This is a genomic window from Bradyrhizobium sp. CIAT3101, from assembly GCF_029714945.1.
Classification (GTDB): domain Bacteria; phylum Pseudomonadota; class Alphaproteobacteria; order Rhizobiales; family Xanthobacteraceae; genus Bradyrhizobium.
In genome coordinates, this window is the sequence record NZ_CP121634.1 from 7,660,585 (window position 1) to 7,678,536 (window position 17,952).

At 64.1% G+C, this 17,952-nt stretch carries 16 protein-coding genes; 11 read left to right on the top strand and 5 right to left on the bottom strand.

What is annotated here, in order from left to right:
• The first annotated feature begins 51 nt into the window (after positions 1 to 51).
• The 11 genes from QA645_RS35725 to QA645_RS35775 all read left to right on the top strand — a co-directional run bounded on the left by QA645_RS35725 (position 52) and on the right by QA645_RS35775 (position 12,889).
• Entirely contained in the window at positions 52 to 336 is a 285-nt protein-coding gene (locus QA645_RS35725) for a hypothetical protein (protein WP_283045906.1), read from the top strand.
• Between the two features lie 9 nt (positions 337 to 345).
• Positions 346 to 1,770: a TolC family protein gene (locus QA645_RS35730; protein WP_283045907.1), complete on the top strand. Its 1,425-nt coding sequence runs from the start codon at positions 346 to 348 to the stop codon at positions 1,768 to 1,770.
• 13 nt (positions 1,771 to 1,783) lie between these two features.
• Entirely contained in the window at positions 1,784 to 3,115 is a 1,332-nt protein-coding gene (locus QA645_RS35735; protein ID WP_283045908.1) for a copper oxidase, read from the top strand.
• A gap of 32 nt (positions 3,116 to 3,147) precedes the next feature.
• Positions 3,148 to 3,603, top strand: coding sequence for a cupredoxin family protein (locus QA645_RS35740; protein WP_283045909.1), 456 nt, complete (start codon positions 3,148 to 3,150; stop codon positions 3,601 to 3,603).
• Positions 3,604 to 3,620: 17 nt separating this feature from the next.
• On the top strand, positions 3,621 to 3,920 hold the full coding sequence (locus QA645_RS35745) for a copper-binding protein (protein ID WP_254129018.1): 300 nt from the start codon (positions 3,621 to 3,623) through the stop codon (positions 3,918 to 3,920).
• A gap of 355 nt (positions 3,921 to 4,275) precedes the next feature.
• Positions 4,276 to 6,417: a flagellar biosynthesis protein FlhA gene (flhA, locus tag QA645_RS35750; RefSeq protein WP_283045910.1), complete on the top strand. Its 2,142-nt coding sequence runs from the start codon at positions 4,276 to 4,278 to the stop codon at positions 6,415 to 6,417.
• Between the two features lie 294 nt (positions 6,418 to 6,711).
• Entirely contained in the window at positions 6,712 to 6,912 is a 201-nt protein-coding gene (locus QA645_RS35755) for a hypothetical protein (protein WP_027532768.1), read from the top strand.
• Between the two features lie 1,064 nt (positions 6,913 to 7,976).
• Positions 7,977 to 9,722, top strand: coding sequence for a SulP family inorganic anion transporter (locus tag QA645_RS35760; RefSeq protein WP_283045911.1), 1,746 nt, complete (start codon positions 7,977 to 7,979; stop codon positions 9,720 to 9,722).
• Entirely contained in the window at positions 9,709 to 11,142 is a 1,434-nt protein-coding gene (locus QA645_RS35765; RefSeq protein ID WP_283045912.1) for a DUF2252 domain-containing protein, read from the top strand. The genes QA645_RS35760 and QA645_RS35765 overlap by 14 nt, the downstream gene beginning before the upstream one ends.
• A gap of 268 nt (positions 11,143 to 11,410) precedes the next feature.
• Complete coding sequence (locus QA645_RS35770) at positions 11,411 to 12,190, top strand: class I SAM-dependent methyltransferase (RefSeq protein ID WP_254129016.1); 780 nt, start codon at positions 11,411 to 11,413, stop codon at positions 12,188 to 12,190.
• A gap of 87 nt (positions 12,191 to 12,277) precedes the next feature.
• On the top strand, positions 12,278 to 12,889 hold the full coding sequence (locus QA645_RS35775) for an LpxA family transferase (protein ID WP_283045913.1): 612 nt from the start codon (positions 12,278 to 12,280) through the stop codon (positions 12,887 to 12,889).
• Positions 12,890 to 13,003: 114 nt separating this feature from the next.
• On the opposite strand, the gene QA645_RS35780 is transcribed toward QA645_RS35775, so the two are convergent.
• From QA645_RS35780 to fliJ, 5 genes are all read right to left on the bottom strand, one after another.
• Positions 13,004 to 14,230, bottom strand: a complete 1,227-nt coding sequence (locus QA645_RS35780; RefSeq protein WP_283045914.1) for an NAD(P)/FAD-dependent oxidoreductase — start codon at positions 14,228 to 14,230, stop codon at positions 13,004 to 13,006.
• Positions 14,231 to 14,347: 117 nt separating this feature from the next.
• Entirely contained in the window at positions 14,348 to 15,307 is a 960-nt protein-coding gene (locus QA645_RS35785; RefSeq protein ID WP_254129013.1) for an AraC family transcriptional regulator, read from the bottom strand.
• Between the two features lie 169 nt (positions 15,308 to 15,476).
• Positions 15,477 to 16,580 carry an anti-sigma factor gene (locus QA645_RS35790; protein ID WP_283045915.1) on the bottom strand — a complete coding sequence of 368 codons (1,104 nt, stop codon included), beginning with the start codon at positions 16,578 to 16,580 and terminating at the stop codon, positions 15,477 to 15,479.
• Positions 16,581 to 16,786: 206 nt separating this feature from the next.
• Positions 16,787 to 17,332 (bottom strand): sigma-70 family RNA polymerase sigma factor, encoded by a 546-nt coding sequence (locus QA645_RS35795; RefSeq protein ID WP_254129011.1) that lies wholly within the window; start codon positions 17,330 to 17,332, stop codon positions 16,787 to 16,789.
• 181 nt (positions 17,333 to 17,513) lie between these two features.
• Positions 17,514 to 17,933, bottom strand: coding sequence for a flagellar export protein FliJ (fliJ, locus tag QA645_RS35800; RefSeq protein ID WP_027532755.1), 420 nt, complete (start codon positions 17,931 to 17,933; stop codon positions 17,514 to 17,516).
• Between the last annotated feature and the right edge of the window lie 19 nt (positions 17,934 to 17,952).

Genomic DNA, 17,952 nt, shown 5'->3' on the forward strand with positions numbered 1-17,952 from the left:
GCGCAATCCGCGCGCGCGAACCTGTGGTCTCCAGACAGATCAGGATGATTCATGCTTACGCTTCTCGGGGCGAAGTCCGCCGCCGCATCTGCGGCGCGTGGAGGATACTTTCTATTCCATTGGCCGCTGCTAGCCGCGATCGCGTTCGCGCTATCGGGCTGCATGCCGGCAACGACGTCTGTCGCCACCGCGGATCCTGCCGATCCCGCGGCAAAGGCATCGCACGTCGGCTACCGCTCGACGGTCGCGCCCTATACGAGCCTGCGGCCCGCAACGCCCGCGCCGTGGCAAGACCGCAACGACACGGTCACACCGCAGCCGAAGCAAGACCAGTAGGCGCGCGCCATGGCACATCATTTGGCGCGAGGCCTGCTCGTTCTCGGCGCGCTCAGCCTCTCCGGCTGCGCCGCGTTCTCGCCCGACAGCGGCATGACGGCCGTCTCCGAGCTGACGAGCCAGACCATCAAGAAAGACGTCGCCTTCGTGCGAACGGCGGAGGGGGCCGGAGCGGTCGACGCCCGCGTTCGCCAGTTGCTGTCGCGGACGCTAACCGCAGAGACTGCCGTGCAGGTCGCGCTGCTCAACAACAAGGGACTACAGGCCGCCTACAACGAGCTGGCGCTGGCCGAGACCGACCTGATCGAGCAGAGCCTGCCGCCCAATCCCGTGTTCTTGGTCTCGCGAATCTCGGGGAATGGCGCCAGCGAGATCGAGCGCCAGGTCGTCGGCGACATCCTGGCGCTGGCCACGCTGCCGTTCCGCTCCGACATCGCGCGCGAGCGTTTTCGTCAGGCGCAATTGCGCGCGGCGCTGGCGACATTGCGGCTCGCTGCAGACGTGCGGCGCGCTTACGTCCGCGCGGTGGCCGGCAACGAGATGGCGGCGCTGCTGACCGACGCGAAAGCGACGGCGGAATCGACTGCGCAGCTTGCGGTCAAGCTCGGTGAGACCGGCTCGGTCAACAAGCTCGATCAGGCCCGCGAGCAGGTGTTTTACGCCGAGACCACCGCCGATCTCGCCACTGCGCGACAATCTGCGACCAGCGCCCGCGAAAGGCTGGCACGACTGATGGGGCTGTGGGACGATGGTCTCGACTTCCGTCTGCCCAACGCATTGCCGCCGCTGCCACGCCGCCCGCAGGCCTTGCTCTCGCTCGAAGCCGATGCGGTGGCCCATCGCATCGACCTGCAGATCGCACGGCTCGAGCTGACGGCACTGGCGAAGTCGTTGAACCTCACCGAGGCGACTCGCTTCGTCACGCTGCTCGATCTCGCCGGCATCTCACGCCGCACTCAGGATCCGGAAGGCGCCCCGTTCCGCGAGCGCGGTTTTGACGTGCAGTTCCAGATCCCGATCTTCGACGGCGGCGAGGTGCGCGTGCGGCAGGCGGCGGAGACCTACAACCTCGCCTTCAACCGCCTGACCGAGCGTGCCGTGAACGTCCGCTCGGAGGCGCGCGATGCCTACCGGGTATATCGCTCCACCTATGATATCGCGAGCCACTACCAGCGCGAGATCTTGCCCTTGCGAAAAATCATCACCGAGGAGATGCAGTTGCGCTTCTCCAGCATGCAGGTCGACATTTTCGCGCTCCTGACCGAGGCACGACAACGTTTGGCGTCCCTGCGCGGCGCGATCGACGCCAGGCAAAACTTCTTCCTCGCCCAGTCCGAGTTGCAAACCGCCGTCAATGGTGGCGGCGCGCCTGCTGCCGGCGGCGACAACCCAACCAATATCGCCGCGGCGGCACCTGCCGATGGCGGCCACTGACATGGAGGCCAGCATGTTTTCCCGCCGAGGATTTTTGGGTACCGCCGCGCTGGTGAGCGCGTCCGCCGTCAGCGGCCGCGTGCAAGCCGCATCGATTCCGGAAGCGACACACATGGACAAGGCGGTGATGCAGCCGCCTCTGCATCCCATCGGCGGCCCCGACTACCGTCCCGTCGTCACTCTCAACGGCTGGACGCTGCCGTTCCGCATGAACGGCGACTGGAAGGAATTCCATCTCGTCGCCGAGCCCGTCGTGCGCGAATTCGCCGAGGGCATGAAAGTCAATCTCTGGGGCTACAACGGCCAGTCGCCGGGGCCGACGATCGAGGCGGTCGAAGGCGACAAGGTTCGCATCTTCGTCACCAACCGCCTGCCCGAATACACCACCGTGCACTGGCACGGCATGATCGTGCCGAGCGGCATGGACGGCGTCGGCGGACTGACCCAGCCGCATATCGAGCCGGGAAAGACCTTCGTCTACGAGTTCGAGATGAAGAAAAGCGGGACCTTCATGTACCACCCGCATTCCGACGAGATGGTGCAGATGGCGATGGGCATGATGGGCATGGTCGTCGTGCACCCGCGCGATCCGAACTTCCGCCCCGTCGACCGCGACTTCGTCTTCGTGATGAGCACCTATCGCGTCGATCCCGGCACCTATCTGCCGCGGGTCAACGAGATGACCGACTTCAACATGTGGACCTGGAACTCGCGGGTGTTTCCGGGCATCGATCCGCTGCCGGTCCGGCTCGGCGACAAGGTGCGCGTGCGCATCGGCAATCTCAGCATGACCAACCACCCGATCCATCTGCATGGCCACAGCTTTGCCGTGACCTGCACCGACGGCGGCTGGATTCCCGAGAGCGCGCAATATCCGGAGACGACGACCGACGTGCCGGTGGGCGCCGTGCGCGTGTTCGACGTCCTCGCCGACAACCCCGGTGACTGGGCGTTTCACTGCCACAAATCGCACCACACCATGAATGCGATGGGACACGACATGCGCAACATGATCGGCGTCTCGCGCAAGGATCTCGCCAGGGCGGTCGGCAAGCTTGCGCCCGACGCCATGGTGATGGGCTCGACCGGCATGGCGATGGGCAACATGGAGATGCCGGCGCCCGACAACACGCTGCCAATGATGAGCGGCGCCGGCCAGTTCGGGCCGATCGAGATGGGCGGCATGTTCACGGTGATGAAGATCCGCGAGGACCTCGCCCGCGACGATTATCGCGATCCCGGCCCCTATCAATTCCCGCAAGGCACCGTCGCCTACGAGGTCGCTTCCCCCGCGGCGGAGCCGGCGCGGCCGCCGGCCTCGCCCGCGCACAAGATGAAGATGTGAGCGCTTTGATGAACCACCAACTGGAGACCACAATGACGAAGACGATCAAACTCGCCCTGACGCTGGCCGCGCTGTCGGCCGCACCCGCGTTCGCGCATGAGGGGCACGACCATCACGGCTTCTCGGCCGGCGAGCCCGGCGACCCCAAAAAGCCGGCGCGCACCATCGAGATCGCGTTGAGCGAGATGTCCTACGAGCCGTCGAACATCAATGTGAAACGCGGCGAGCAGATCCGCTTCGTGCTGCGCAATGTCGGCAAGGAGGATCACGAATTCCTGCTCGCCACCACGAAGGAAAATCTCGCGCATGCCGAGGTGATGAAGAAGCATCCGCACATGGAGCACGACGACCCGAACGGCGTGCGGCTTGCACCGAACAAGTCCGCCGAGATCGTCTGGAAGTTCACCAAAGCCGGCACCTTCGAATTTTCCTGCCTGATCCCCGACCATCGCGACTACGGCATGGTCGGCCACGTCACCGTGAAATGAGGACAATGGAGACAATGATGAAGCCGATCATGCGCATGACCGCGGCACTCGCGCTGACGCTGGGCCTGACCGTGAGCTCGCTGGCGCAAGCCGCCTCCATCAGCGGCGAGGTCAAGAAAATCGACGAAAGCGCCGGCAAGATCACGCTCAAGCACGGCCCCGCCAAAAGCCTCGGCATGGACGAGCCCATGACCATGGTCTACCGCGTCAGGGATCCCGCCATGCTCAAGCAGGTGAAGGTCGGCGACAAGGTGTCGTTTGAGGCCGAGGAAGCCGCGTCGGGATATACGGTGACGAAGCTGGAGAGAGCCAAATAGGGCGCCCCCTCGACGGTCATTCCGGGGCGCGCCACTTGGCGCGGGCCCGGAATCCATTCCTCCTCGATACTTGCAGCCCGATGGATTGCGGGCTCTGCCCTTCGGGCGCCCCGGAATGACGGCCCAGGCCCCCGAAATACCCCCGCCCGACCTCCTGCCGCACCCCTCCGTTAACCCTTTGCTAACCATACACCCGGCAAGAATTGCCGGGTGAAGTCGAGTGTCGTCAGCCGCGTAAAACGGGAGGTCCCCCGTGGACGCCAGTGCGGTGCCTCACTTTCGGAACGGCGGCCCATCGGCCGCCGCGCAGACGTTTGGGGCGCGCGGACGGCAGTCGCGCGGGGAGGCAGCTACCATGGTCGACGTCACCGCGGGACAGGGCGTAGGCAGCGCCAAGCCGGGCTTCCCCTCCCTCAACGAAATCGTCACTATCCTCAAGCGCGGCGACATCGCGCTGGCGCTCGGCATCCTAACCATCCTGGTGGTGCTGATCCTGCCGCTGCCCTCGATCGTGCTGGACCTGTTCCTGGCGATCTCGATCACGCTCTCGATCCTGATCCTGATGACGTCGCTGTTCATTCAGACGCCGCTGGAATTCTCGGCATTTCCGACCGTCCTGCTGATCTCGACCATGCTGCGGCTGTCGCTCAACATGGCCTCGACCCGCCTGATCCTGTCGCACGGGCACGAGGGCACGGATGCCGCCGGTCACGTCATTGAAGCCTTCGGCAGCTTCGTGATGGGCGGCAATTTCGTCATCGGCATCATCGTCTTCGCCATCCTGATCATCGTCAATTTCGTCGTCATCACCAAGGGTTCGGGCCGCATCGCCGAAGTCGCCGCCCGCTTCCACCTCGACGCCATGCCCGGCAAGCAGATGGCGATCGACGCCGATCTCTCCGCCGGCCTGATCGACGAGAAGGTCGCCAAGCAGCGGCGCAAGGAGCTGGAGGACGAGAGCGGCTTCTTCGGCGCCATGGACGGCGCCTCGAAATTCGTCCGCGGCGACGCCATCGCCGGCCTCCTGATCGTCTTCATCAACGTGGTCGGCGGCATGATCATCGGCGTTGCGCAGCAGGGCCTGTCCTTCGCCGACGCCGGCCGCAGCTACACGCTGCTGACCGTGGGTGACGGCCTCGTCACCCAGGTGCCGGCGCTGATCGTCTCGACCGCGGCGGGCCTGCTCGTCTCCAAGGCCGGCGTCTCCGGCGCCGCCGACAAGGCGCTGATGAAGCAATTCTCCGGCTATCCGCAGGCGCTCGCGATGTCCTCGGCGGTCATGCTGGTCCTGGCTGCCCTGCCGGGCATTCCGACCATTCCGTTCCTCGCGCTCGGCGCCGGTGCCGGCGCGCTCGCCTGGAACGCCCGCAACCACAAGCGCACAAGCATCAAGGCCGAGGAAGCCGCCAAGAGCGCACCCGCAGCCGGTCAGCCCGGAGCCCCGGGCGCCGCCGCGGCCGAGGAGCCGATCTCCGCCGCGCTGAAGATCGACGACCTCAAGATCGAGCTCGGCTATGCGCTGCTGCCGCTCGTCAATGGCCCCGACGGCACCGACCGCCTCACCGAGCAGATCAAGGCGCTGCGCCGCTCGCTCGCGATCGAGATGGGCTTTGTCATGCCGGCGGTGCGCATTCTCGACAACGTGCAGCTCGAGGCGAACACCTACATCATCAAGATCAAGGAGGTCGACGCCGGCACCGGCAAGATCTGGCCGAACCAGTTCATGGTCATGGACCCCGGCGGCAGCCAGGTGCAGGTGCCTGGCATCCACACCACCGAGCCGACCTTCGGCCTGCCCGCGACCTGGGTCGACGCCAGCCTCAAGGAGGAGGCTTCGCTCAAGGGCTACACCGTCGTCGACGCCGCGACCGTGCTCTCGACCCATCTCACCGAGCTGCTCAAGGCCAACATGTCGGACCTGCTCTCCTATGGCGAGGTGCAGAAGCTGCTCAAGGAGCTGCCGAAGGAGCAGAGCGAACTGGTCAAGGACATCGTGCCGGCACAGGTTACCGTCTCCGGCATCCAGCGCGTGCTGCAGCTGCTGCTCGCCGAGCGCATCTCGATCCGCGACCTCTCGACCATCCTCGAAGGCATCGCCGACTCGCTCGCCTTCTCACGCAATCCCGCGACCATGGTCGAGCATGTCCGCGCTCGCCTGGCGCGTCAGATCTGCGCACAGAATACGTCCTACAACGGCTATCTGCCGTTGATCGCGCTGTCGGCGCGGTGGGAGCAGGCCTTTGCCGAGTCCATCGTGGGCCAGGGCGAAGAGCGCAGCCTCGCGATGCAACCCTCGAAATTGTCAGAGTTCATGACCGGTGTGCGCGAGGCCTTCGAGCGCGCCGCCCGCGAAGGCGAGGCGCCGGTGCTGGTGACATCTGCGGCAATTCGTCCCTTCGTCCGCTCCCTGGTCGAACGGTTCCGGGCCCAGACGACCGTGCTGTCGCAGGCCGAGATCCACCCCCGCGCGAGGTTGAAAACGGTCGGAAGCATCTGATTTGCCTTAAGAAGCCGTGTGTTTTTCAGCCACAGGCAAATGGTTTTTGAGTTCCTGGCGCCTTGTCGACCAAAGGCCGACAAGGCGCCCTCCAGGCAAATTACAGCTTTGAAATAATTGCGAAATCGAACGATCAAGCCTCGTTTTTGATCGCGATCGTTCACGTCGTGTCACGCTCTTGTGATCGCCCCTTGGGAACGAATCCCCCCAATACTAGGTTGTTGGGCACCGGAAGCATGAACCTGCCTAACAAAGGTGGCGACTACTTCGGGTAGATGGCGGCAGGAGCCTTCCATGAACCACTCGATTTACAGCGCAGATCGCTCGACCCACCTGAAGATTGTGGTCGTGGCCCTCGTTGCAGGGATCGCGGTGGCAGGTTTCGGCATTACGGCACGTACCGGTTCCGACGACGGCCTGACGCAAACCGCCCGCGTCATCAAGGCCGGCAAACCGGTCGTGATCACCAGCTCGAACGCATCGCTCGTTCGCTAAGGAGACACGAGTTTCAGGAATTCACGCGGCTCTTTACCAGCCCCCCAAAGTCGCCACGTGGATATGTAGACGACCCCAACCCCAAGTCGACTACAGAAAGCGCCCGCCCCCCACGGGCGCTTTCTCATGTCTGGGGTAGCGCAATGACGGATCGGTAGATTGGTAGGATGGGTAGAGCGCAGCGAAACCCATCGAGGCCCCCTCCGCGTTGACGCGTGATGGGTTTCGCTACGCTCTACCCATCCTACTCCCTTCACAAACACACCTTCGCGCTCTCGCGGCTTGTCTCGCCCGAGCTTTGCTCTGCCGCCTCACCCTCCATTTGAAAGAGGGCGCAGGGAAGACCGGGTGCCGGCTGGGCACCCGCGGTCCACTGTGCGAGGTAACAGTCAGAAGATCTGCACAGCGGCATACAGGTGAAGCCAAAACATCCGGCCTTCCCTGCGCAGTGGTTTGACGGCTTATGTCGTGATCTCCCCGGGGAGCGATGCACTATTGCCCCCGTCGCCCGGCAGATGACTGATGCGAGGGTCCGGTTGGACCGCACGCACCACCACAAGACTTGGCGCACAGGCTCCGGGCGCCAGGACCACACGATTTTGCCGTACGCCGATCACACCGGTCGTGCGCGCGATGTCTTCACTCACGGTTGCCCGCCCTGCAAAAACCCTTCGCGCCGATGTAACCCGCGCCCACCGCAGTCCCGGCCCGCGTCGTGACGATCGCGATACGCCCCTCTTCCTTGGGCCGGGTTGCCGCGACACATACGCTGTTTCCGAATTTCGGTAAAGCGGAATATTTTTGATCGCACGGGTTGACCGGCATGCAGGGTGTTTTGCCCGTCGCGCAACAGAGTCATGTGACGCGACTCAACTCGCAGCAGCGCTAACCACCCACGTCGATGAGATCGAACACGGCTGACGCCGAGCGAAGGTCCGCACAGGGCGAACTTCACGACCGATGGAGCGCGCGATTTGTCTTGAACCGATCGCAGCCGTTGATCTCGATCAATGTTCGGTTCCAAGGCCAAAATTCAATAAGCCGCTCAGTCGCGGATTTTGGACATGGCAAACTCCATCCATGCTTCGGTGCCCCAGAGACTCCTGCCGATGCTGGAATGGATTCCAGGCTATCGGCGCGAATGGCTGATGCCCGACGCCCTTGCGGGCATCGCGCTCTGGGCGGTGATGGTACCCGAAGGGATGGCTTACGCTGGGATCGTCGGCGTGCCGCCAATCATGGGTCTCTACACAATCGTGCCAGCGCTGCTCGCCTACGCCTTCTTCGGCACGTCGCGCCAGCTTGTGGTCGGGCCCGACACGGCGACCGGCCTGATCTCCGCGCTGACCATCGGCGCCGTGGCAGCACACGGGACGGTCGAATTCAATTCGTTGACGTCAACCCTTGCCGTCATGATTGGCATTCTGTTCCTGCTCTTCGGCATCGCCCGCATGGGATGGGTGGCCCGCTTCATTCCCACGCCGGTCATGCGTGGCTTCATCGAAGGCCTGGTCTACGTCACGATCATCGGTCAGATTCCTCATCTGATCGGCATCGGCGGCGTTCCCGGCAACTTCTTCGCCAAGCTTGAACATGTCCTGCAACATCTGCCGGATATCTCGGCCGCGGCGACCCTCACCGGGGCCCTGTGTCTCGCGGCGATGCTGGGGCTACGTCATTTCGTGCCTAGCGTACCGGCCGCGCTGGTCGTCATGTGCGCGGCCATCGTCGTGATCGGGTCCCTGGGCGGAGAGGCAAGCGGCGTGCGGGTGGCCGGCCACATTCCGTCCGGGCTACCCAGCTTGATCGCGCCAAACCTGGATCCGGCAATCCTGCGCGAACTCCTGCCGGGTGCGCTCGCGATCGTGTTGGTCGGCTATGCCGAGGCCCTCGGCGCCGCCAAGGCAGCCGCCCTGCAGGACGGATCCGACATTGATCCGAACCAGGAACTGATTGCGCACGGCCCCGCGAACATCCTGACCGGTCTCTTTGGCGGCTTCCTCGTCGTGGGCAGCCTGTCGAAAACGTCGGTTGCAATGGCGGCCGGCGCGCGCAGCCAGATCGCCAACCTCGTCGCCGCAATATTGTGCTTCCTCACCCTGCTTCTGCTGACGCCCCTGTTCCGAAACATGCCCGAGCCGGCACTCGCGGCGATCGTGATTGCAGCCATGCTGCACCTGACGAAGCCGAGCTATTTGCGCAGTGTGCTCGCGCGCAGCCGCTGGTCGTTCACGGTGATGCTGATTGTCATCCTGGGTGAGCTCACATTGGGCGTTCTGCAGGGAATCGGCCTTGGTGTCGTGCTGTCTCTTGCAAGGCTGGTCTATCTCGCGAGCCGCCCCAAGGGGGCTGTGCTCGGGCAACTCCCGGGGACGGAGGCCTATCGCGATGTCCAGATCCATCCCGAAGCAATGACATTTCCGGGGTTGCTGATCTGGCGAATTGGCGGCGATCTGTTCTTCGCCAGCATTGGCCACATCGGTGCGGGATTGAGGGCGGCGGTCGCCGGACCGTCGGGCGTCAAGCAGGTCCTCCTCGATTTCGGCTCGGTGGACTTTCTCGACATCACCGGAGGAGATGAGTTGCTGCGGCTCGTCCGCGAACTCCACGCCAAGGACATTGGTGTTGGCTTCGCGCGTGTTCGCGACCCCATTCGAGAGGAAATGCGACGAGCCGGGATAGAGGCCGCCGTTGGCCCCATCAACTTCTACGAACGGACGACCGACGGCGTACGCGCCTGGCAGCGGCAAGCCGGTCATTTCGCCGGCGCATCCGACCACAAGACTGGAGGCGCGAATGAAGGCCGGTGATCTGCAGCCACCTTCGACGTTTTACCGAATGACCGAGGCACATGGCGAACAGGCGCTGATCGACAGCTTTCTGCTCAAGCAGCCATCGGTCAGCGAACGCATGTCGGCAGGAAAAGCGCTTCGAAAGCAGGTCCCGCGCTCAACGCAAGCGGTCTACGAAACACGGGCGAGCCGCCCCGACCCAATCGATATTCTGAGGCGGCAGGATGCCAGCCGCGTCAAGGACCTCCTGCCCATCCGATACGGTCGTATGCTCGAGGATCCGTTCGCGTTCTTCCGCGGAGGGGCGGCCATCATGGCGAGCGACCTTGCGCCGATCCCGATATCCGGTACGTCCGTCATGGCGTGCGGCGACGCCCATGTGAAGAACTTCGGCGTGTATGCCTCGGCCGAACGCAGTTTGATCTTTGCGATCAACGACTATGACGAGACGTTCGTCGGCCCTTGGGAATGGGACCTCAAGCGGCTGGCCGCCAGCGCCGTCGTCGCGACGCGGTGCCTTGGCGGCGACAGGCCAGGATGCGAGCAAGCCGTCCGCGAATGTGTCCAGGTCTATCGCGAACGCATCTTTCAATACGCTCAAATGAGCTTTCTGGAAGTCTGGTATGACCGGATCGACGAACGCGCCGTGCTCGACAGCCTGACGCCGAAGCTGCGCCGTATTGCCCTGGATATCATTGACAACGTCCGGCACATCCGGCCGCTCGAAAAGCTGACTGAAGAGTCGAACGGGACCCACCGCTTCATCGAGCATATCCCTCTGATAGAACGTGTGACGCGCAGCGGATCGGGCACGTCGGCAAAAGTGTTCCTTGATCGTCTGCTGCAGACCTATATCGACTCGATGACCTACGAGCGAAGGCTGCTGCTGTCCCGATACCGGCTGGTCGATTACGCGCGCAAGGTCGTCGGCATCGGAAGCGTCGGCACCAGATGCTGGGTGCTGCTGTTGCAGGGCGTCGATGACGACGATCCGCTCTTCCTGCAGATCAAGGAAGCACAGCCGTCGGTGCTCGCATCTCATATCGGCATCAAGCTTCCATTTGACCATCAGGGGCGCAGGGTCGTGGTGGGACAGCGCCTCACACAGGGCTCACCGGATATCTTCCTCGGCTGGGGGCAGTCCGACGGACGGGATTTCTACGTTCGCCAGCTTTCGGAATTGAAGGGCTCAGCCGCTCTGGAGGATCTGGAAGCTCTGCCCGACTACTGCGGGATGTGTGGTTGGGCCTTGGCGCTTGCGCATGCCAAATCGGGCGATGCCGCCACGATTGCGGGGTATTGCGGCCGGAGCGAAGCGCTCGATGAGGCAATAGCCAAGTTTGCCCTGAGCTACGCGAAGCAGACCGAACAGGACCACGAAGCCTTTGCCAAATCGGCCCGGTCGGGCCGCATACGGGCCACGTCGGCCAGCGCTTAGCGCTGACCGGAAGTCCTGCCAGGCCTTGTTTTGGGGAGTGCCCTGTAAAAACCCTTCGCACCGAACGCCCACCGCCGCCCGGCCCGCGTTCGCGACGATCGCGATACCGAATTTCGGCAACGTGGAATATTTCGACAGCCCGGATTGACCGAGGGTTTGGATGTTTTGCCCGTCGGGCAACGCAAGGGCTTGTCGATGAGCCCACGATGCCTTGACAGCGACCGGCTTTGCTCGGCTAGGTTCAGAACCTGATGAAGCGGAGCACGCGATGGAGCAGCGCTTTACTTTCGATCAGATCGCGGGAGCATACAGGGCCTCACGTCCCGATTATCCCGAAGCTCTCGTCGACGACGTGGTTTCGTACGCCGCCATGAAGCCTGGAGATCCCGTTCTCGAAGTCGGATGCGGCACGGGGCAGGCAACAAAGAGCTTCGCGACGCGCGATCTGCAGATCGTTGCAATCGACCCTGGGCCCGAAATGGTACGCACTGCGCGCGAGAGCCTCGCCGGTTTTGACAATGTCGAACTGGTCGAGGCGACGTTCGAGGCGTGGTCACAGGACAAGGCACCGTTCCGGCTCATCGTCGCGGCGCAGTCGTGGCACTGGGTCGCTCCAGAATTGCGATTCGTGAAAGCGGCGAAGTTGCTTTCACCTGACGGATCATTGGCCGTCTTTGGACATGTTCCGACAGGACTGCCCGCTTCATTGCTCGAACGGTTCAAGGACATATACCTGCGTCATACGGGCCGCTGGGGACCGCCACCGGAGGCCTGGTACCTGCCCAGCGGTCCATTCAAAGGCTGGTTCGACGAGTCGGGATTGTTCGGAGCGGTGGAGCACCGCTGCTATCCCTGGAAGTGGCAGCACACGACATCAAGCTACGCAAATTTCCTGGGTACGCGCTCGGAGTTTCGAATGCTCACGCCAACTATACGCGAAGAGCTGCGCAATGACATTTCCAAGGCAATCGACCGTCACGGCGGAGAATTCGAGGTGGACTACGAAACCCACCTCTACATGGCCCGCCGCATCGGCCTCGGTGAGTAGCTCTGGATTGGCTCGAATGGAATCTTGGCTTCGTTTAGGTTCCGCTGCACAATTCAGGACTTCCGTGAGCGCAGGATATGAGGGCAAATGCAACGTCTCACCGAGCATATAGCTGCATTTTCCAACTCGCCGCTGGCTGCGCTGACTGAAAAGACGCCCTGGGCGCTGACCACAAACTCCGTCTCGGCAGTTCGACGTCTTTTGAACGGGATCAGCGAAGAGTTTTGCGTGTCGGATGACGTCGCAATCCATCGCACAACGACGGTGGAAGCCGGCGCGCTGGTCAAAGGGCCGGCGATAATCGGACCAAGGTGCTTCATCGCCGCCGGCTCGCTCATCCGTGGCGGGTGCTGGTTGGAGGAAAATTGCATCATTGGCCCAGGCAGCGAACTTAAATCCTCTTTCTTGTTTGCCGGATCGAAGTTGGCACATTTCAATTTTGTCGGAGACAGCGTCGTCGGGGCGAGAGTGAATCTCGAGGCCGGCTCCATCGTCGCCAATTTCCGAAATGAGCTTGCCGATCCAAGGATTCGAATCTTGCATGCAGGGGAGATCGTCGACACCGGCGTCGACAAGTTTGGCGCACTGATCGGTGATGACTGTAAGCTCGGCGCAAACGCCGTTGTCGCTCCCGGAGCAATCTTTGAAAGGGGAACAATCATTGCACGGTTGACTTCGGTGGATCAGCGACCGAGCTGATCGTCACAGCGGCGCACCGTCACTTCTGAAATTGGCGCATGGCGCCGGTTCGCTGTGACGCGGGATTTGGTCCGCTGTAGGGACATAGCGGAGTTCATAAGCTGGCCGTCCAGCTCAACTCCGCCGCGCTCCATAAGTCGGCGGCGGCGCCTGCACCGTTGGCGCGGCGGCAGCGAACAGTTCGTCCTTGCGCCCCGAGAGCGGGGGATAGATGCGTTTGCAGTTGATGGTCTGCTTGGTCGCCTTGGCTGCCTGGCCGGTCGTGCGCACCTCGCGGTCCCACCCCTCTGTGTAGAGCGCGCCCCAATCGCCGAGATCGAGCACGGTGACGTACCAGTCGATCCTCAGCGGCAGCAGCGGTTGGCCGACGAGATCGGCCACTACATTGTGGCCGGCGAAGCGGCCCATGGGACGGGCGAACTGGCAAGACATCACGGTCGGATGTAAGCCATCGACCACGCTCGAGGCGACGTCGCCGGCGGCGAAGACGCCCGGCAGATCCGTGACCCGCATGAAGGGATCGACCAGAAGGCGCCCGAGGCGATCGCGCGCGCCCCCAAAGTTTTCGGCGAGCCGGCTCGCGCGCATGCCGGCGCACCAGATCACCGTCTGCGTCGCGATGAACTCGCCTGAGCTCAAGCGAACGCCGGCAGCTTCGACCGACGCGATGCGCACGCCGAGCCGCGTCTCGACCTCGAGCGACGATAAAGCGGTCTCGATGACGGGGCGCGCGTGGTCGCCGATCGTGGCGCCGACCGCGGGATTGGGATCGACCAGGATGATGCGGCGACTGCCGGTGATACCGGCGTGCACCAGCCGGTCAGGCATTTCGGCGGCAACCTCGATGCCGGTGAAGCCGGCGCCGACCACCACGATCGTCGACCGACCCGGCGACGGCGCGCTGCGTCCGAGCGAGGTGAGATGATCCTCGAGGCGAAGCGCCGCGGCATAGGTGTCGACGTCGAATGCATGTTCGGCGAGGCCCGGAATATCCGGCCGCATCACCTCGCTGCCGAGCGCCAGCACGAGGCGATCGTAACTCAGCGTCTGCTCGCCGCTGCTCGTCACCAGCGCGATCTGGCGCCGCGCCGGATCGACCGCCTCGACTTCGCCGAGACCGTGCGTGACGCCGATCGGATCGAGCAGTTGCGGAAGCGGCAGCGCAACCTCGCTGAGGTCGACCTCGTAATTGCGCACGCGGATGTTGTGATAGGGATTGCGGTCGATGACGTGGATCTCGATGTCGCGGCCGGCCGCACCCATCTCGTCGCGCATGCGCGCGGCTCCGATGGCCGCCCACAGGCCTGCAAATCCGGCGCCGAGCACGACGATACGCGCCATGTCCGTTGACTTCGCTGTTCGAGACCATCCGGCGATCTGTGCCGCGTGCACAGATATAGCTCAATCATCCGGATCGACCAACTGCGGCAGCAGTCGACTGCTGCCCAAAATCGGGCCTCAGGCCTCGCGCAGCTCCGAGGGCGTCGCGCCAAAACGCTTGCGGAAGGCGCGATTGAAATAGGACAGATCCGAGAAGCCCGAGGAATGCGCGATGTCGCTGATCTTGCGCGCCCGCGCGCGGGGATCGCCGAGCAGTTTTCGCGCCAGCAGCAGGCGCTGCTCCAGCACGAACTCGGTGAAGGTGGTGCCGGCCTGCTCGAACAGCCGCTGAGCCTGGCGCGGGCTGAGCCCCGAGCGGGTCGCGACCTCGGACAGGCAGAGATCGTTGCGGCCGAGCGCGGCCATCACGTCGGCGCGCATGAGATCGAGACGGGCCGCCGCATGGCCGCGACCGCGCGCGAGCGCCGCGTGCTCGGCGTCGGTGCCGAGCAGGAGGCCGACGAGATCGACCATGTGCTGCGCGGTCAGGCGCTGGCCGACGGCGTCGAGATGCGGCGCGTGGTGGGCGGCAAGCGCGTGATAACGGAAGATGGTCTCGGCGACCACCCCGTCCGACAGCACCTGGGACAGCTTCTCCTCGGCGCGCGGATTGATGTCCAGCAGCGCGCGGCGCGGCATGCGAATGGTGGTGAAGCGGTTCTCATCGGTGTGACCGACGCTGCCGGTGATGGCCATGTCGGCAAGCACCATCTGCGCCGGCGCGAGCTCGACCGTATGGCCATTCTGCCGGACGCTGACGAGGCCGGCATGCGCGGCGATCAGCACGAGATCGTCACTGCCGTCGGCGAGACCGCTCTGCGTGCGCGAATATTGCGCGGAGGAGCCTTCGGGAATGGCGAGCGCGATATTGTCGACCACGCTGATCTGCAACCGGCAGTCGATGCTGTCGCCCTGGCTCGGTCCGATCTCGAGGCCACAGGCCCCCAAGGCCCTGTCGCGCCAATGTTCGAACGCCGGCCCCTGCGGCAGGCCTGCATATTGGTGAATAAAGACGCCCGGCGGCTTGGCTGCATCCATCTGGTTTCTAGCCCCTCTCCGGCACCATGATCGGCTGTGCCGACTGCAAATTCCGGGCATTTGACGCCGGGACATGCATGGAGGTTCAAATCACAGGTGGATTCAGCAAGACTTGTCGGATTGCGACGGAGAAACGGACCGTCGCGACAATTATGCGCCGTTGGGGCGGCTACTTCTTCGCCGGAACCTGGGGCTGGGACGGCGGCACGGTTTCGATCAGCTTGCCGGAAAACACCGGCGCCGAGGTCGGCTGGCCGTTGGGCGAGCCGCCCGACTGCTCGACCGTGACGGCATAGGTTGCGCCGTTGACGACATCGGCATCGTAACCGGCGAGCACCGGGCGCGCCGTGAAGTCGCCGTTACTGATCACGCCCAGCGAACGCGGGCGCGGCAACCTGTCGGAGATCAGCCAGAGCTCAAAGCTCTTGCCCGGCTCCGGCGTCGCACCGACCTTGCGCACCGTGAAGTTCTTGGTCGCCCCGTCGATGGTGAGGATGAAGGCGGGGCCGCCGCTCTGGCCCTGCAGCAGCGCGACATATTGCGCGGGCGAAGACAGCGGCGCGGCCGGTGCCTTGAGCTCGACCGTCTGGATGCGCGGTGCGGGCCGCAGCGCGCCGGGCAGCGCATCGGGCAGGAAGATCTGGAGCGACAGCGTCACCAGCAAGGCGGCCGCAAGCGCGCCCACGGCGGAGGCGATCGTGCGCCAGCGCTTCACGCGGCGCTCGAGATGGATCACGTTGCTGCCGTCGACGACCGGCGCCGGCGTCGCGGGCGTCACGCTCGGATCGGGCGCATGGGTCTGCGGCACGAACTGCGGCGGGAAAATCGGAACGGCATCGGAGTTGGAATCGGGCAACGCCTGCGGCGGCACGTCCAGCGACTGAGGTTCCGGTGATGGCGTCTCTGGCGTGGAAGACTCTGGCGCCGAAGACTCTGTCGTTGAAGCCTCGGGTGATGAAGGCGCCGGCGAATAGAACTCCGGCAGTGGTGGCGGCGGCGGCGCCTCCGACGGCACCGGCGGCGCTTCGAGCGAATCCCGCAACGTTAGCGTCTGCGCGATCGCGCGCTGGATGTTCTCCCACACGATCGGCCGCGGCTCGATCGTGCCGACCATCTGATTGAGGACGCCGAGCCGGAATTCCCAGGCCTGCACGACCGCGGCGAACTCCTGGTCCACCGCCATCATGGTCGCGACCTGCGCGCGCTCGTCGGCCTCGAGTGTGCCGAGCGCATATTCCGCGGCGAGCGCGATATGGTCCTCGCTGTAGGCCATCACTTTCCTTCACCTCTCCCATAGGGAGAGGTCGATTTGCTGCTGGCGATGCGAAGCATCGTCCAGCGCAAATCGGGTGAGGGGTTCAGGTCCCACGAGAGAGTGCAGCCCCTCACCCGGCTTGCATCTTGCGATGCAATCCGACCTCTCCCGATGGGAGAGGCGAAGAAAGGACGCCGCGTCAGCACATACACTCCCATCATCCTCTAAAGTCCGAGACACTCCCGGATATCCAGCATGCTGCGCCGCAGCCACGTCTTCACCGTGTTGACGGGCGCTGCGAATTTCTCCGCCAATTGCTCGCGGCTCCAGCCGTTGTAATAGGCGAGAAGCACGAGCCGCTGACGGTCCGGCTCGAGGCGACCAATGCATTCCAGCAGCCGCTTCAACTCCTCGGACATCTCCCGGCGCGCCAGGGGATCGGGACTGTCGGCGGCGACATCCATCGCCTGCGGCTCCTCCTCGATGGAGGCCTCCGTCTTCTTGCGAACGATATCGATGGCGCGGTTGCGCGCGATCGACGCCATCCACGTGATCGGCGATGACAGCGTCGGATTGAACTGGCCGGCGCTGTTCCAGATCTTGACGTAGGTCTCCTGAATGACCTCCTCTGCGAGATCCTGTCGGCGCAAGATACGGAGGACGACGCCATAGAGTTTCGCGCGCGTGGCGGCGTAGAGGCGCTCGAACGCGGCCTGGTCGCGCTTCGACACCGCCTCGATCAGCCCGACCAGCTCTGCTGGCGTCAGCATTCAGCCCCCCAAAGCTCAGGCCCGTCGCATCCGCGCAGACCCCGGCACTCGGCTACCATAGCGCGCGGTCAAGCCCGTCACCAAGAGGCGGCGCGCCGCGCTGTGGACAGCGCACGCAAAAACCCGGACCTTGCGGGTCCGGGCTCGCAAATTCTCTAGCGATTTTGACCGCTGGCGGCCGTCAGGCGACGGCGCCGATGCGGGAACGCATCAGGCCGATGCTGTCGAGATCGGCCTGCTCGCGGGCATTTTCCTCGGCGCGCTCGCGGGCCTGGTCGCGCTCGTCCAGGAGCTCGACCTTCTTCAGCTCCTCGAAAGCCTCGCCGAGCGCGGCCTTGGCCTCCTCGAGCTGGCCCCTCAGCTCGTCGGCCGAGCGGGTCAGGTTCTCGCGGCGCTGGATGGCGGCCTTGGCATAGGTCGGATAGGCGAAATGCGCGGGGTCGTTGATCCCGGCGCGGTCCTGCTCGGTCTGGATCTCGCGATCCAGATCGGTCGACATCCGCTGGAAGTCGGCGATCATGGACTCGATCTGGGCGACCCGGCGGCGCTTCTCGTCGACCTGAAACTTCTTCAGGCGAATGAGGGTATCACGTGACTTCATCGACTCGTACTCCCCAGAA

Excerpts from the sequence above, each read along its gene's own strand:
- QA645_RS35785 (WP_254129013.1), bottom strand. The coding sequence starts at position 15,307 with ATGGATGCAGCCAAGCCGCCGGGCGTCTTTATTCACCAATATGCAGGC.
- flhA (WP_283045910.1), top strand. The coding sequence starts at position 4,276 with ATGGTCGACGTCACCGCGGGACAGGGCGTAGGCAGCGCCAAGCCGGGC.
- fliJ (WP_027532755.1), bottom strand. The coding sequence starts at position 17,933 with ATGAAGTCACGTGATACCCTCATTCGCCTGAAGAAGTTTCAGGTCGAC.
- QA645_RS35775 (WP_283045913.1), top strand. The coding sequence starts at position 12,278 with ATGCAACGTCTCACCGAGCATATAGCTGCATTTTCCAACTCGCCGCTG.
- QA645_RS35725 (WP_283045906.1), top strand. The coding sequence starts at position 52 with ATGCTTACGCTTCTCGGGGCGAAGTCCGCCGCCGCATCTGCGGCGCGT.
- QA645_RS35735 (WP_283045908.1), top strand. The coding sequence starts at position 1,784 with ATGTTTTCCCGCCGAGGATTTTTGGGTACCGCCGCGCTGGTGAGCGCG.
- QA645_RS35790 (WP_283045915.1), bottom strand. The coding sequence starts at position 16,580 with ATGGCCTACAGCGAGGACCATATCGCGCTCGCCGCGGAATATGCGCTC.
- QA645_RS35760 (WP_283045911.1), top strand. The coding sequence starts at position 7,977 with ATGGCAAACTCCATCCATGCTTCGGTGCCCCAGAGACTCCTGCCGATG.
- QA645_RS35755 (WP_027532768.1), top strand. The coding sequence starts at position 6,712 with ATGAACCACTCGATTTACAGCGCAGATCGCTCGACCCACCTGAAGATT.
- QA645_RS35795 (WP_254129011.1), bottom strand. The coding sequence starts at position 17,332 with ATGCTGACGCCAGCAGAGCTGGTCGGGCTGATCGAGGCGGTGTCGAAG.
- QA645_RS35730 (WP_283045907.1), top strand. The coding sequence starts at position 346 with ATGGCACATCATTTGGCGCGAGGCCTGCTCGTTCTCGGCGCGCTCAGC.
- QA645_RS35770 (WP_254129016.1), top strand. The coding sequence starts at position 11,411 with ATGGAGCAGCGCTTTACTTTCGATCAGATCGCGGGAGCATACAGGGCC.
- QA645_RS35765 (WP_283045912.1), top strand. The coding sequence starts at position 9,709 with ATGAAGGCCGGTGATCTGCAGCCACCTTCGACGTTTTACCGAATGACC.
- QA645_RS35740 (WP_283045909.1), top strand. The coding sequence starts at position 3,148 with ATGACGAAGACGATCAAACTCGCCCTGACGCTGGCCGCGCTGTCGGCC.
- QA645_RS35780 (WP_283045914.1), bottom strand. The coding sequence starts at position 14,230 with ATGGCGCGTATCGTCGTGCTCGGCGCCGGATTTGCAGGCCTGTGGGCG.
- QA645_RS35745 (WP_254129018.1), top strand. The coding sequence starts at position 3,621 with ATGAAGCCGATCATGCGCATGACCGCGGCACTCGCGCTGACGCTGGGC.